This window comes from Streptomyces odontomachicola, assembly GCF_039605595.1.
Taxonomy (GTDB): Bacteria; Actinomycetota; Actinomycetes; order Streptomycetales; family Streptomycetaceae; genus Streptomyces.
This window is the reverse complement of record NZ_JBCFOK010000004.1, coordinates 271,027-284,663: the sequence shown is the minus strand read 5'-3', so window position 1 is coordinate 284,663 and position 13,637 is coordinate 271,027. Positions and strand designations below refer to the sequence as shown.

General features: G+C 74.7%; 9 protein-coding genes. 4 read left to right on the top strand and 5 right to left on the bottom strand.

Translation table 11 applies throughout. The annotated features are described in order from the left end of the window. Window positions 1-223: 223 nt before the first annotated feature. The gene (locus ABEE00_RS09035; protein ID WP_345744772.1) at window positions 224-928 is read right to left on the bottom strand and encodes a response regulator transcription factor; all 705 of its coding nucleotides are present in this window, start codon (window positions 926-928) and stop codon (window positions 224-226) included. A 71-nt stretch (window positions 929-999) separates the two neighbouring features. Then, complete coding sequence (locus tag ABEE00_RS09030) at window positions 1,000-2,331, bottom strand: sensor histidine kinase (RefSeq protein WP_345744771.1); 1,332 nt, start codon at window positions 2,329-2,331, stop codon at window positions 1,000-1,002. A gap of 226 nt (window positions 2,332-2,557) precedes the next feature. Here ABEE00_RS09030 and ABEE00_RS09025 point away from each other — a divergent pair, with 226 nt between their 5' ends. Both ABEE00_RS09025 and ABEE00_RS09020 read left to right on the top strand, forming a co-directional pair. Further along, window positions 2,558-5,152, top strand: a complete 2,595-nt coding sequence (locus ABEE00_RS09025; protein WP_345744770.1) for an ABC transporter permease — start codon at window positions 2,558-2,560, stop codon at window positions 5,150-5,152. 89 nt (window positions 5,153-5,241) lie between these two features. Further along, entirely contained in the window at window positions 5,242-5,961 is a 720-nt protein-coding gene (locus tag ABEE00_RS09020) for a class I SAM-dependent methyltransferase (RefSeq protein ID WP_345744769.1), read from the top strand. Between the two features lie 65 nt (window positions 5,962-6,026). Here the strand turns inward: ABEE00_RS09020 and ABEE00_RS09015 are convergent, their stop codons facing one another. Beyond that, window positions 6,027-7,436 carry a peptidase C39 family protein gene (locus ABEE00_RS09015; protein ID WP_345744768.1) on the bottom strand — a complete coding sequence of 470 codons (1,410 nt, stop codon included), beginning with the start codon at window positions 7,434-7,436 and terminating at the stop codon, window positions 6,027-6,029. 463 nt (window positions 7,437-7,899) lie between these two features. On the opposite strand from ABEE00_RS09015, the gene ABEE00_RS09010 reads away from it, so the two are divergent. Together ABEE00_RS09010 and ABEE00_RS09005 are read left to right on the top strand one after the other, a co-directional pair. Then, a complete protein-coding gene (locus ABEE00_RS09010) occupies window positions 7,900-8,454 on the top strand; it encodes a uridine kinase family protein (RefSeq protein WP_345744767.1) in 555 nt (184 codons plus the stop codon). 562 nt (window positions 8,455-9,016) lie between these two features. Then, entirely contained in the window at window positions 9,017-11,095 is a 2,079-nt protein-coding gene (locus ABEE00_RS09005; protein WP_345744766.1) for an AAA family ATPase, read from the top strand. 58 nt (window positions 11,096-11,153) lie between these two features. On the opposite strand, the gene ABEE00_RS09000 is transcribed toward ABEE00_RS09005, so the two are convergent. Then, on the bottom strand, window positions 11,154-12,221 hold the full coding sequence (locus ABEE00_RS09000) for a hemolysin family protein (protein WP_345744765.1): 1,068 nt from the start codon (window positions 12,219-12,221) through the stop codon (window positions 11,154-11,156). Then, the gene (locus ABEE00_RS08995) at window positions 12,218-13,633 is read right to left on the bottom strand and encodes a hemolysin family protein (protein WP_345744764.1); all 1,416 of its coding nucleotides are present in this window, start codon (window positions 13,631-13,633) and stop codon (window positions 12,218-12,220) included. The genes ABEE00_RS09000 and ABEE00_RS08995 overlap by 4 nt, the downstream gene beginning before the upstream one ends. Between the last annotated feature and the right edge of the window lie 4 nt (window positions 13,634-13,637).

The window sequence follows — 13,637 nt, the reverse complement described above, 5'->3', positions numbered from 1 at the left end:
CCAGACGGGTGAGCGGGCGACTCGTACGACGTGACAAGGGCCGAGCCGAACCGGTTCTTCATATGGTGTAAGAGGGCCGCTCAGGTCAATAAGCCCCTTGTCGTATCCGCGGGAAGGCCCACGAAAGCGCGGGCGCCCGGTGTGCATCGCCGGGCGCCGGGGAGCCGGCTCGCGGCTGATATCCCCCGTAAGGCCGCGAACAAACCCTTTCCCTATTTCCCCATCAGCCGCGACGCGTCGTGCACAGCCCGCTTTCCCACGCCCACGCCGCGATCTCCACGCGGTTCCGCGCGGCGAGTTTGCGCTGCACATTGCCGAGGTGGGTCTTGACGGTGGAGAGGGTCACGTAAAGCTCGGCGGCGATTTCGTCGTTGGTGCGGCCACGGGCCACGAGGCGTACGACGTCGCGCTCCCGTTCCGTCAGGGGCTCGGAGGGGGCCGCGGCCCCGGAGGCGGCGGGCTGCTGCTCCTGCCGCGACGGCGGCGACGGCTGCTGCTGCGGCTCGGACATGTGCTGGAGCAGGCGCACCGTGATGGCGGGCGAGATCATCGAGGTGCCCTTGGCCGCGGCCCGCACCGCCTCGGTGAGCAGCGCCGGCGAACCGTCCTTGAGCAGGAACCCGCAGGCGCCGTTGCGCAGCGCCCGGTACACGTACTCGTCGAGGTCGAAGGTCGTGGCGATCAGCACGTGCAGCGGGCCGGCGACGCCGGGCCCTGCCAGCTCCCTGGTGGCCTCCAGGCCGTCGAGCTCCGGCATGCGGATGTCGAGGAGGCAGACGTCGGGGCGGTGTGCGCGGGCCAGTTCGACCGCGGTCGCGCCGTCGGCCGCCTCGGCGACGACCTCGATGTCCGGCTGGGAGTCGAGGATCATGCGGTAGGCGGACCGGATCATCTCCTGGTCGTCGGCCATGAGCACCCGGATCGTCATGCCGTCCATGATGGCAGCGCCCCCTCCGCCGGGGTCCGCGCCGGGGTGCGCCGTGCGGTCGTCGCCCGGCACTACGCGGCAGGGTCCGTCGCCTGCGCCTCGCGCAGCGGGAGTCGAGCGGTGACCTGCCAGCCGCTCGCCTCGCTGGGGCCGGCACCGAGGGTGCCCCCGACCGCCTCGACGCGTTCGGTGAGGCCGAGCAGCCCGAACCCCTCCCTGCCCTTAGGGGATTCCGTACGGGACTCGGCCGATCCCGTACGGGATTCCGCTTGACCCGTACGGGATTCCGCCCGCCCCCTACGGGATTCCGCCTGCCCCGTACGGGACTCGCCCCACCCCGTACGGGCATCCCGCTCCGCCGCGCGGCCGTCGTCGGTGACGGTGATCTCCATGCGGTCGCGTTCGCCGGGGCACAGGCGTACGTCCACGTCGACGCGGCCCACGCCGGCGCCGTGCTTGCGGACGTTGGTGAGGGCCTCCTGCACCACGCGGTGGGCGGTCGTGGTGATCTCGGGCGGCAGGGCGCGGTCCTCCAGTCGCGGATCGAGGGTGAGTTCGGCGGCGGGACCGCCTCTGGAGAACTCCGCGACCAGGGGGCGCAGCCTCCCGAGCGTGCCGCCCGGCCGGGTGTCGGCCCCGGCGTCGGGCGTGCGCAGCACGGAGACCATGCTGCGCATGGAGTCCATGGCCTCGGAGCCCGCGCCCTCGATGCGGGCGAGCATGGCGTCCAGGTCGGCGGGGGCCGGGGCGTTGCCGGAGGCGGTGGCGAAGCGTACGGCCTTGGTCTGCGCGACGATCGCGGTGACGTGGTGCGCCACGAAGTCGTGCAGCTCGCGGGCGTACTCCAGGCGCTGGTCCTGCCGGTCGGCGAGCATCTGCCGCTCCCGCACGGTGTCCAGGAGCCGCAGATACAGGCCCAGGACGAGGGCCAGGATCGCGGCGGCCAGGATGAGCGGGGCGAGGAAGGTGCCGGCGGCGCTCCACTCGCTCTCCCGGAGCCGCAGCAGGAGCATCCCGGCGTCCAGGGCAGCGGCGAAGGCGGCGAACGCGGCGCCCAGCAGCGGCAGTTGGCGCACCGAGCGCGTGACGAGGAGCAGCAGCACGCACATCTCGGTCATGCCCGGCGTGGTCGCGGGCCGGTGCACGGCCTGCGTCATGGCGGCGCTGACCGCGAAGGAGACGGTGAGCGCCGCGGCCAGGACGCGCGGGAAGTACGGCCGCGGCGCGGCGAGTGCCGCGGCGCACAGCGCCCCCGAGACCACGAGCACCGCGGCGACCGGGAGGTCGCCCGCCTCCCCGGCCTCGGCGACGAGCAGCGCGAGGACCGCGGCGGGGGCCAGGCCGAGCAGCGGGCGGCGGAGGGCGGGAGGGAGCGCGAGACGGTCCCGGAACGTACGGATCATGGGACTTCACGGTACGGCGGCGCGGCCCCGTACACCTCGGCCGTTCGGCCGACCCGGCCGCCGGTGAGGACGCTTCCCGGCCCTCACCGGCCCACTCCGGTCGGCAGTTCGGCTGATCCGCGAGGGGCCGCTCGCGGACGAGGATCGGGGCGCGGCTCCCGAGCGGGCCGCGGCACGCACGCGGCGGCACGCCGCGCACCCGCCCCAACTCCCGTGGAAGTCGGCCATGTTCGTCACCGCCCTGCGCTCCCTGCGCGCCCACCGCGTCCGGTTCCTGCTGCCCGCCCTGGCCGTCGTGCTCGGGGTGGCGTTCACCTCGGGTTCGCTGCTCTACACCCAGTCGGTGCGCGCCGCGCTCGCCGAGGCGCGGTCCGCCGCGCAGCCCGACGTGTCGGTGGCGGTCCAGCGGGATGAGGGCGGCGCGTCCTCCCAGAACACCCCGGGGGGCGCCGCATCCTCCCCGCCCGCGCTCGACAAGCGGCTGCTGGATCGGCTGCGCACGGTGCCGGGGGCGGCTGCCGTACGGGGTTCGGCCGAGGGAGCCGCCTTCGTCGTCGGCCGGGACGGCGAGCTGACCGGGCCCCGCGAGAAGGCGGCCGGCGCCGGCTACACCGCGTCGGAGGACGGCGCGGACGCGCGGTATCCGCTGTCCGCGGGGCGCGGCCCCCGCACCGCCGGCGAGATCGCGCTCGACGCGCGGACCGCGCGGCGCACCGGCCACGCGGTCGGCGACCGCGTACGGGTCGTCGTGGGCGGCGAGGCCCGCACCGCCCGGCTGGTCGGCACCGTCACCGCGCACGATCCGCGGCTGGTGTCGGGCGGCACGCTGACGCTGTTCGACGCCGCGACGGCCGAGCGGTACTTCGCGGGCGGAGCCGGTACGTACACCGCCCTCACGCTCACCGCGGAACGCGGCACCTCCGATGCCCGACTCGCCCGCAGCGCACAGTCCGTACTCCCGGACGGGCTGCGGGCCGTCACCCGGAAGGCGCTCGACGCGGAGGCCGGGGCGGGCGCGGGCGGCGAGCAGGACAAGATGGCCACCGTGCTGCTGAGCTTCGGCGCTGTGGCGCTGTTCGTCGCCACCTTCCTCGTCGCCAACACCTTCAGCATGCTCAGCGCGGCGCGCGCCAGGGAGCACGCGCTGCTGCGGGCCGTCGGCGCGGGCCGCTCGTACGTGCTGCGGCTGGTGCTCACCGAGGCCCTGATCGTCGGCGCGGTGTCGGCGGCGTGCGGCCATCTGCTGGGCATGGGGGTGGCGGGCGTGCTGGCCCGGCTGTTCGGGGCGACGGGGGCCGGGGAAACGGGCGTTCCGCTGCGCTTCCTCGCGCCGGAGCCGCTCGCCGCCGCCTTCGGCGTCGGCATCGTGGTCAGTGCGCTCGCCGCGTACCTTCCGGCCCGCAAGGCCGCGCGCGTCCCGCCCGTCGCGGCGCTGCGCGGCGGGGAGCCGCCGGCGCCCGCCCCGCTGCGGCGGCGCAATGCGGCGGGCGCGGCCGTCACCGCGCTCGGGGTGCTGCTCACGGCCGCGGCGTCGGGCTCCGACGACCCGGGCGTCGTCATGATGGCCGGTGCCGTGCTGATGACCGGGCTCATCCTGCTCACCCCGGCGATCGCGCTCGGCGCGACCCGGCTGCTGCGCCGCCCGCTGACCCGGGTCGCGGGGGTGCACGGCACGCTCGCCGTGGAGAACGCGCGCCGCAACCCGCGCCGCACGGCGGCCACTTCGGCCACCCTCATGATCGGCCTCGCGCTGGTCAGCGCCGCGACGGTCGCGGCCGGCTCGCTGGGGCGCGCCGCATCGGACGAGGCGCGCCGGTCGATGGTCTCCGACCTGCGGGTCACCCCGGTCGACTTCGCGGAGATCGGCGCGGGCACGGCGGAGCGCATCGCGAGGCTGCCCGGCGCCGAGGCGGTCACGCCCACGGTGAGCACGCTGGTGAAGCTGCGGGGCGGCGGGGCGGAGCACGGGGCGGGCGGCGACTCCGGGGGCGGCTTCCTGGACGCGACGGCGGTCAACCCCCGTACGGTCGCCCGCGTGGCCCACCTCCGCACCGTGGAAGGCGACTTGGGGCGCCTCGGCCACGGCGTCGCCGTCACCCGCGAGGAGGCCAGGGCGCACGGCTGGCACGTGGGCTCCCGCGTGAAGGGGACCGTCGAGGGCACGGGTACGCGGATCGGCCTGCCGGTCGTCGCGGTCTACGAGGGGCCCGAGGCGCTGGGCCCCGCGCTGCTCCCGGTGGGCGCGCTCCCCCGTACCTACGCCGGCCCCTCCGAACAGGGCCCGACCCTCGACTCCGTCCTGGTCAAGACCCAGGCGGGCCGCACGGCCGACGTCCAGGACGAGATCCGGCGCGCGCTCGACAACCCCGCGCTGCTGGTCCAGGACCGCGCCGACGCCGGTACGGAGGCGGCGCGCCCCTTCACGCCGCTGCTGAACATCGTGTACGCGCTGCTCAGCGTCGCCGTCCTGATCGGCTCCCTCGGCGTGGTCAACACCATGGCGATGGCGGTGCTGGAACGCGTCAGGGAACTCGGCATCCTCCGCGCCATCGGCCTCGACCGGAAGCGGATCGCGGCCGTACTCCGCCTCGAATCCCTCCTGATCTCCCTGCTGGGCGCGGCCCTCGGCGTCACGTCCGGCACGCTCCTGGGAGCGGCGGCCGTGGCCGGGCAGGACGGCGCTCCCCTCACCGTCCCGTGGGCGAGGCTGGCGCTCTTCTTCGCGCTCGCCGCGACGATCGGCGTGCTGGCGGCGGCATGGCCGGGCAGGCAGGCGGCGCGTGTGCCGCTGGTGCGCGCGGTGCAGGCGGACACGGATTAGGGGTGGTGCCGGGGCGGGTCAGGGCTGGTGTCGGGGCGGGGATTCGGGCGCCCTACCGGTCCCCCGCCCCGCTCCGTACTGTGCTGCCGGTGGACTCCTACGCTGACTTAGCGCGGTACTACGACCTCATCATGACGACCGGTTACTACGACTACGAGGCGTACGCACAGGCCCTGTCGGCCCGCTTCGGCCCCGGCGACGAGGTGCTGGAGGTCGGCGTGGGCACCGGGCTGGTCTGCGAACGCCTCCTCGGGCACGGTGCGGCCGGGCCGCGGCTCACCGGCGTCGACCACACAGGCGACATGGTGGCCCTGGCGCGGGAACGGCTCGGCGACCGGGTGCGGCTGGCCGTGCGGGACATCCTGGACCTGGCGTGGCCGGAGCGGTTCGACGCGGCCTACTCGGTGGGCGGCGTCTGGTATCACGTGCCGGACGGCGACGGCATCGCCCTCGGCAGCCACCTCCTCGACGAGGAGGACAACGTCAGGGGGCTGAGCAACCTCGCCGCCGCGCTCCGCCCGGGCGCCGCGTTCCTGATCGCCGTACAGCCGGCCCACCGCCCCTACGACCGGCCCCTGCCCGGAGGACTGCGCTACGAGCAGCGCGTCCAGTCCGACGGGCCCGGCCTCTACACCAAGGACTATTACGTGCACCGCCAGGACGGCACCACAGCGGCCCACCAGCGAAGCCCCTTCCGCCTCTTCCCCCGCGAACACGCCGAGGACCTGCTGAAGCAAAGCGGCTTCAGCCCCGGGGGCCCCGAGACCACGACCGCCGATGCACTGCTCCGCACGTACATCCGCGTCTGACCGCACACACACGGGGCCCCGGCCTTCACCCCGTGCCGGAGCCACTCCCCCAACACGGGGCAGCCTCAGAGCACTCCCACATCCCTCAACACCCGCTCCTGCGCCGCGTTGATCTCCAGCGGGAAGTACAGGTAGCAGACGCCGCCCGTGCCGGAGACGACCTTGCCGTCGGCGTTCTTGCGCTTGGTGCGGAGCCAGATGTTCTCGAACTCGCGGCGCTTGTAGACGCGGCGTACCGCCTTGTTGCTCGGTGAGGCCGGGTCGTTGGCGATGACGTCGCCGCTCTTCGTGAAGCCGATGACCGTCATCAGGTGGCCGGCCGTGCCGTAACCGGCGCCGGTGAGCTCGGACTTGACGAAGGACTGGGACGTTATGACCGGGATGCGCGCGGCGATCAGCCGTTCCGCGTCGTCGAGGCTGCCCAGCCGGGTGACCACCGCCTGCATGTCCCGGTAGGTCGCGGCGTACGCGGCGTTGAAGGGCCAGTTGCCGCAGCCGTCGTACTGGTAGTCGAAGGTGTAGCGGGCCGCGTGGCACACCTGCGGGTCCTCGTAGGAGGGGTTGACCCAGGCGAGGTCGGCCGCGGTCGGCTTGCGGCCCCAGGACTCGATGATCATCTGCGAGGAGGTGGGGCTGCACCAGGCCTCGCCGCCGTTGTCGTACTCGGGGTACTGGCCCTTGTGGATCTCCTGCGAATAGCGCGGCACGGTGAGCTCGACGCCGCGCGCCGCACCGGGCTTGGAGGCCGGAACGGTGAAGCGGTCGGGGACGTCGGAGGTCATCGCGCCCAGCCGCCAGACCGTGGGGGTCGCGCCGCCGCCGGGCGCGCGGAGCAGCGTCACCCGCAGCCGGTACGTCCGCAGCCGCAGCCCGCTCGCGAGGTCGTCGATGGCGAAGGTGTCGGTGGAGATGCTGCTCTTGCCGTCCTTCTGCCCGTCGACGGAGGTGCGCCGCGGCACGTCCTTGCCGTCGCCCGAGGTCCAGATGCCCATGGTGTACCAGGGCGTCTTCGCCCCGTCGGAGTAGGCGCCGCTCAGCTCGACCTTGATCCAGGTGCCGGCGGGGGTGTGCGCGTTCCAGGACGCGATCAGCTCCCCCGCGGGTACGGAGGGCGTCTGTTCGCGGGAGGTCCAGGTGGCGTACTCCCACCGGTCGGTGCGCTTGGTGTGCGGGTCGCGGTATTCGGTCGTGCCCGCCGGTGTGCCGATCACGATCCCGGCGCGGCCGTTGTTCACCGCGCGGGTGCCGGAGTGCTCGCCCGACTGCCAGTCGCCGCGGCTGCTCCAGGCGTGGAAGGAGACGTGCGCGGGGCCGCGGCCGCCGGCGCCGCGCTCACCGCCGTGTTCCGGCATGCCTTCTGACCTGCCGGAACGCCCCGGACCTCCGGCCGCGAACGCCGGGGCAGCCGCGGTGCCCGCCGCCACCGCGACGGCGGCGGCCAGCACGGTGCGGCGGGTGGCGGATCTGTGATTCATGGCGAGCTCCCCGAGTCGGATGTCCCGCGGGCGCCAGCCGGAACGCGGGGCCCGGCGCGCACGGATACGAAGCTGGTTGGCGGGGGCAGGTGCACGTCACGCACACCGCCGTCCCCCAACTATCCCCGCTGCGGGGCCTGCGCGAACAGAGCCGCGCGCCCTCGGCGTGCCCCGCGCGCCCACCCGCGCCACCGGTGCCGGGATCCCGCGCGGGTCCGTGCGCGGGGGCGCCGTACGCTGGGCCGCGATGTCTCCCGCCCGGCCCCACCGGCCCGCCGCACCAGCCGCCTCCTCGGAAACCGCGGCACCCTCAGCATCCCCCGAAACCTGCGAACCCTCCGGAACCTGCGAACCCTCCGCACCCCCGGCGCCGGAGGGGACGCCCCCGCACACCGGCACGTCTCCCGGACTCCGTAGGGAATCCGGGCCCGGAAACGTACGTGCGCTGGCCGCGCTGCTGAGCGTGCTGCCGCCGTCGCTCGGCCCCGTACGGCTGGTCGGCGTCGACGGGCACGCGGGGTCAGGGAAGTCGACGTTCGCCGACCGGCTGGCGTCCGCGCTCGGCGGCGCCCCCGTGCTCCGCCTGGACGACCTGGCCAGCCACGACGCGCTGTTCGGCTGGACGGAGCGGCTGCGCGGGCAGGTGCTGGAGCCGCTGGGGCGGGGCGAGCCCGCGCGGTACGAGGTCTACGACTGGGTGCGCCGCGGCTACCTCGCCGAGGGGGTGCTCCCGCCCGCCCCCGTCGTACTCCTGGAGGGCGTCGGCGCAGGTCGGAGCGGTGTGCGGCCGCATCTGGCATGCCTGCTGTGGATGGACATGGACCGCGAGACGGCGCACGCGCGGGGCATGCGGCGGGACGGGCCTCAGTTGCGGGAGTTCTGGGACGGCTGGACGCACGCCGAGCGTACGCATTTTGCCGAGGACCCCTCCTCTGCTCATGCGAATTTTCTGGTGCGGGAGTGCCCCGAGTGCACCGAGGGGTACGAGATCCGGGAGGGACCGGAGAGGCACCCCTGAGCGCCCCTGAATCTCACCCTGAGTGACCTGCCGCGCTGCGCACCGCGACGCCCAACACCCCGCCGTCCAGAGCCGCTTGACCCGGCACCCGTACAGGAATTACGTTTCCAACAAGCGGTCTGCACAGGCCGCATGGACGCGAAGCCCCCGGTTGTTCCCCCGTGACCGGGGGCTTCGTTCTGCCCCGACGCGGCCCCCGCGGCGCCGCCGCGGACACCGGCGACGGCCGCACGCTCACCGAGGGTCACCGCCGGGGCCCCGCCCGTCCCGCCGCGAGCGCCCGCCCCTTCCGCACCCTGCCGCACGGCGCCCCGCCGCGCGCCCGCAAGGGGCCCGCCGCGCTCTTCGGCGCCGGAGGATGCGCAGGTACGATGCGAACCGGTGCGGGGAGCCGGGCGGGCGCACTCCGGCGCGGCCCAACTCCCGGCCCGGGCAGGGAGGTTCGTTCCGCCCGGGACCCGGGGTAGCCGTAGGGGTAGCGGGACCGGAAACCGCGGTAAGCCGTGGGAAAGGGGCGGGCGGCCGTCGGCACTGGACGGGGGGACGTTTCGTGGGAGACGTGATGGACTTCGGCAGGCAGGACACCCCGGGCCTGCACGCCCCGGCCGACCTCGCCTGGCTGCGCGGCGTGGACGCCTACACGGTGGGCGGATACGCGCAGGCCGAGGAGGAGTTCCGCACCGCCGTGCGGCTCGACGCGGGCATGGCGGACGCCTGGCTGGGCCTGCACGCGCTGCGCGCGGACACCGCGACCGCGCTGCTGCGGATGTACCACGCGCGGGACCGCTTCGGCGAGCAGCGCGCCCGGCACGGCCGCACCCTCAACTCCTGGTATTGGCTGGGCTGGTGGGTGCAGCCGGTGCTGGAGACCGAGCGGGACCTGTTACTGGCCCACGCCTCGCACTGGCTGGACGGCCGGCACGTCGCGGAGCTGGACCGCGCGCTCGCCGACTGCCCGCCGGTGGACACCGACGCGCAGGTGCGCTTCCTGCACGCGTGCCGCGCCTATCTCGCCAAGGACTGGGAGCGCCTGGTCGCGCACACCGAGCCGCTGGTGGGCGACCCGCTGCTGGGCATCGAGGCGGGCCTGTTCGCGGGCATGGCGCGGGTGCGCCTGGAGATGTACGGGCAGGCCGAGCCGCTGCTGGCGGCCGCGCTCATGCGGTGCCGCAGCGAGCAGCCGCAGCGCAAGGAGCTGCGCTACTGGCTGGCCCGCGCCCGCGAGGGCACAGGACGCAGCGCCGCGGCGCTGCCGCTGTATCGCGCCGTCCACCGCATCGACCCCGCCTTCATGGACACCGCGGCCCGGCTGACCACGATCGCCGAGGGCGACGGTCCCGGGGACGCGGGCGACCTGGCGGCCGCGGTGACGGTGGGCACCGGGCCCGGCACCCGCGGCGGCCCCGACGGCCGCGACTCCGGCCTGGACGAGGCGGGTACGGGGCCGGGCTCAGGGACGGGTACGGGTTCCGGTACGGGGACGGGCGCGGGCAACGGTGCGGGGTCAGGGCCGGACTCGGCGCAGGACGGGCCGGCCGGTCCGGGGTATCCGCAGGGGTTCCCCGGCGACGGTTTCGAGGGCCTGGACGGGCTGGGCGACGCCACGGAGGGCTCCGACCCCGAGGTGGACCCCTCGGCCGACACGCTCCGGCTGGAGGACACCGGGGACCCGGCGGAGCCGCCCCGGCTGGACGCCGACGCGCTCCGCGCCCGGCAGGTGCCGCGCGCCGACGGCGGCGACCGCGCGCTGGCCGGGCCCTCCGACCCTGCGCTGCTGGCCCAGGCGCTGGACGAGCTGGAGCGGATGGTCGGCCTGGAGCCGGTGAAGCGGCAGGTGCGGGCCCTGTCGGCGCAGTTGCACATGGCGCGGCTGCGGGCCAGGCAGGGGCTGCCCGTGCAGCCGCCGAAGCGGCACTTCGTCTTCTCCGGGCCCTCGGGCACCGGCAAGACGACCGTCGCGCGGATACTCGGCCGCGCCTTCTACGCCCTCGGTCTGCTCGGCGGCGACCACCTGGTGGAGGCCCAACGGGCCGACCTGGTGGGCGAGTTCCTCGGGCAGACGGCGGTGAAGGCGAACGAGCTGATCGACTCGGCGCTGGGCGGCGTGCTGTTCGTGGACGAGGCGTATGCGCTGTCCAACAGCGGTTACAGCAAGGGCGACGCGTACGGCGACGAGGCGCTGCAGGTGCTCCTCAAGCGCGCCGAGGACAACAGGGACCGGCTCGTGGTGATCCTCGCGGGCTACCCCGAGGGCATGGACCGGCTGCTCGCCGCCAACCCGGGGCTCTCCTCCCGCTTCACCACCCGCGTCGACTTCCCCAGCTACCGCCCGCTCGAACTCACCGCCATAGGCGAGGCGCTGGCGGCCGAGAGCGGCGATGTGTGGGACGAGGAGGCGCTGGAGGAGCTGCGCAGCATCAGCGGGCACGTGGTGGACCAGGGCTGGATCGACGAGCTGGGCAACGGCCGCTTCCTGCGCACCCTGTACGAGAAGAGCTGCGCCTACCGCGACCTGCGCCTCTCCGGCTATCCGGGCCCGCCCTCGCGCGACGAGCTGGCGACCCTGCGCCTCCCCGACCTGATGCAGGCGTACGGAGAGGTGCTCTCGGGCCGCAACCCCATGGACCCGCCGGGGTCCTGAGACGCCGCCCCTGGGGGATGTGCCGTCCCCTAAGGGGCGTGGCCTGAGGTGACATCCCCTACGGGGTGAGCGCCTTGTGGGCGGGGTCGCGTACCTCGCCCACCAGCATCTCCAGTACGTCTTCGAGCGCCGCGACGCCCCGTACCCTGCCCGTCTCGTCGGCCACCGCCGCCAGGTGGCAGGCGGAGGCGCGCATCGCGGAGAGCGCGTCGTCCAGCGGGAGCGCCGCGCGCAGCGTGGCCATCCGGCGCCACAGGTGCGCGGGGACGGCGCTCTCGTCGTCGTCGAGGTCGAGCACGTCCTTCACGTGCAGATAGCCCAGGAAGGAGCCGGCGCCGCGCTGCTCGGGCGCGCAGACGGGGAAGCGCGAGTAGCCGGTCTTGACGGTGAGTTCGGCGATCTCGCGCGGGGTGGCGGCCGGGCTGACGGTGACCAGTTCGCCGCGGTCCACGAGCACGTCGGCGAGGGTGCGGGAGCCGAGCCGCAGCGCGCCCGAGAGGCTCTGCTGCTCCTCGTGGTCGAGCAGCCCGGCCTGCCGCGAGTCGGCGACGATGCGGGTGAGCTGCTCGCTGGTGAAGACGGTCTCCACCTCGTCCTTGGGCTCGACCCGCAGCGCCCGCAGCACGAGCGCCGCGGCCGCGCCGAACGCGGCGATCACCGGCCGGGTCACCCGCGCGAAGGCCACCAGCGGCGGGCCCAGCCACAGGGCCGCGCGCTCGGGTGCGGCCATCGCGAGGTTCTTGGGCACCATTTCGCCGATGACGAGGTGGAAGAAGACCACCACGGCGAGCGCCACCGCGTACCCGGCGGGGTGCACCAGCGCCTCCGGCAGCCGGATGACCTGGAACAGCGGCTCCAGGAGGTGCGCGATCACCGGCTCGGCGACGGCGCCGAGGGTCAACGAGCAGATCGTGATGCCGAATTGGGCCGCCGCCATCATCCGCGGCAGGCTCTCCAGGCCCTCCAGCACCCGCCGGGCGCGTGCGGCGGTGCCCCGGGTGTGCGGTCCTGCCGCGAGGGGTTCGATCTGGCTGCGGCGTACCGAGACCAGGGCGAACTCGGCGCCGACGAAGTAGCCGTTGCCCAGCACCAGCAGCGCGGCGAACAGCAGTTGCAGCAGGCTCATCGGACCCACGCCTCCTCCGTGGCCGTCGCGGGCGAAGGCACCGCGGCCGGTGCGCGCGCTATCCGCACCCGCTCGGCCCTGTGGTGAGCGACCAGCCGCACCCGGAGCTGCCACGCGTCGGTCCCGTCGGGCCCCGCGGCGAGCCGCACGGTGTCGCCCGCGACGGGGATGCGCCCGAGCAGGTCGGCGACGAGCCCGGCGACGGTCTCGTACGGGCCTCCGGTGGCGTCCAGGCCGATGCGGTGCAGCGCGTCCACCCGGCAGCCGCCGTCCGCCTCCCAGGCGGGGCGCCCGTCGGACTCCGGTGCCACGGGCGCGAGTTGGGGCGCTCCGTTGGTCCCGTACGCGCCCCAGGTGCCCCAGGCGCCCATCTCCTCGTCGTGCTCGTCCCTGACCTCGCCGATCAGCTCCTCGACGATGTCCTCCAGGGTGACGACGCCCGCGGTGCCCCCGTACTCGTCGACGACGACGGCCATCGGCTGCTCGCTGCGCAGTCGCTCCAGCAGCGGCCGTACGGCGAGGCTGCCGGGCACCAGCAGCGGCGGGCGGGCGATCTCCCCGGCGGACACCCGCAGCCGCTCGTGCACCGGCACGGCGAGCGCGTCCTTGAGGTGCACGACGCCGGTGATCTCATCGAGCCGCTCGGGGTAGACGGGGAAGCGCGAGAGGCCGGTGGCGCGGGTGAGGTTGACGACGTCCTCGGCTGTGGCGGCGGTCTGGAGCGCGCACACCCGCACCCGCGGCGTCATCACGTGCTGCGCGGTCAGCCCGCCCAGCGAGAGCGTGCGCACGAACAGGTCGGCTGTGTCCTCCTCCAGGGCCCCGGCGCGGGCCGAGTGCCGGGCGAGGGAGACCAGTTCGCCGGGGCCGCGCGCGGAGTCCAGCTCGTCGGCCGGCTGCACGCCCAGGGCCCGTACGACGCGGTTGGCGACCGCGTTGAGCAGGGCGATCACGGGGCGCAGGGTGCGCGCGAACAGGCGCTGCGGGCGGGCCACGAAGCGGGCGACGGCCATCGGTCTGGACACCGCCCAGTTCTTCGGCACGAGTTCGCCGAGGACCATCTGCACGGCGGAGGCGGTGAACATGCCCACCACGACGGCGACTCCGCCCACCGCGCCCGGGGGCAGCCCGGTCGCGGTGAGCGGGGCGTGCAGCAGGTGCGCGAGCGCCGGTTCGGAGAGCATGCCGACGACCAGCGAGGTGAGGGTGATGCCCAGCTGGGTGCCGGAGAGCTGGAAGGAGAGCTCGCGCAGCGCGGCGGCCACCTCGCGGGCGCGGCGGTCGCCCTGGGCCGCGGCACGCTCCGCCTCGGGGCGCTCGACGGTGACGAGGCCGAACTCGGCGGCCACGAAGAAGCCGTTGGCGAGGATCAGCAGGAAGGCCGCGGCGAGCAGCAGCAGAGAGAGGGTCACGGGG